The sequence below is a fragment of the Streptosporangium sp. NPDC050284 genome, from assembly GCF_044459525.1.
In the GTDB taxonomy this organism is placed as follows: Bacteria; Actinomycetota; Actinomycetes; order Streptosporangiales; family Streptosporangiaceae; genus Streptosporangium.
The window spans coordinates 1-1,011 of sequence record NZ_JBITIZ010000062.1 but is presented as its reverse complement, the minus strand read 5'-3'; the positions used below and the strand labels follow the sequence as shown (position 1 = coordinate 1,011).

The following is a 1,011-nucleotide window of genomic DNA, read 5'->3' as shown; positions in this document are numbered from 1 at the left end:
GAAGGCTTCGGAGCCACAAGATGGCTCCGCGGAGATGAAGGCCCGCGAGATAGCTTTCGGGGGTCTTGTCGAAGCGAAAGGCCAGCCCGCGCCACTGCTTGATGCGATTGATGCAGCGTTCGGCCGTGTTGCGCTGCTTGTACAGCTCTGGGTCATGACTGACCGGGCGGCCACCATGGGAACCGCGCCTCTTACGGTGTGCCGCCTGGTCGCTCTTTTCCGGGATGACGGCCTTGATATGGCGTCGGCGCAGATAGAGGCGGTTGCCCCGAGAGGAGTAGGCCTTGTCGGCGGCCACCGCGGCCACCGCGGGTGCGCGGGCGGCCGATGGGCAGTCGGACCTTGATACGCGCCAGGACGGTGCGAAACTGCGGGCTGTCTCCGGCTTGCCCCGGGGTCAACACGAAGGACAGCGGACGACATCGCCGATCGGCCGACAGGTGAACCTTGCCGGTCAGCCCACCTCGAGAGCGGCCCAGCCCGGCCGCCGTCAGCCGCAGACGGCGCCGCCGTCGTAACCGCCGTCGTTCGTCTCCGTCTTCACGTTTCTCATCGTCGCCGGGTTCGCCGGGGTCGCCGTCTTGGGTGTTTTGCCCCTTTGGCGTAGCCCATTTTCCCGCTCGGCGGCCTTCTCCAGCGCCTCCAGCAGTGCGGGGTCCATGACCATCCCGGCGGCGTGGTGGTGGGCGCGCACCGTGGTGGAATCCACGCTGACCAGGTCAAGGTCGGCCTGCCCACGGGCAGCGGCCTCACCGATCATCGCCTGCATCAGCTCCTCGAAGACGCCCGTGGCCGCCCAGGATCGGAAGCGGTCATAGACCGTGGACCACGGCCCGTACTCGGCGGGCAGATCCCGCCACGGGCTGCCGGTACGAAACCGCCACATCACCGCGTTGAACTGCTGCCGCAGGTCCGGGATCGGACCGCGCTCACCCAAGGGCAGACGAGGATCGATCAAGGACCATTCGTCATCGGTGAGGTCTCCACGCGCCATGACCATGGCCTACCAGG

Annotated in this window: 1 pseudogene; it reads right to left on the bottom strand. The window is 67.4% G+C overall.

What is annotated here, in order from left to right:
- Positions 1 to 994, bottom strand: a pseudogene (locus ACIBH4_RS39655) (IS5 family transposase); the annotation flags it as partial.
- Positions 995 to 1,011: the final 17 nt, after the last annotated feature.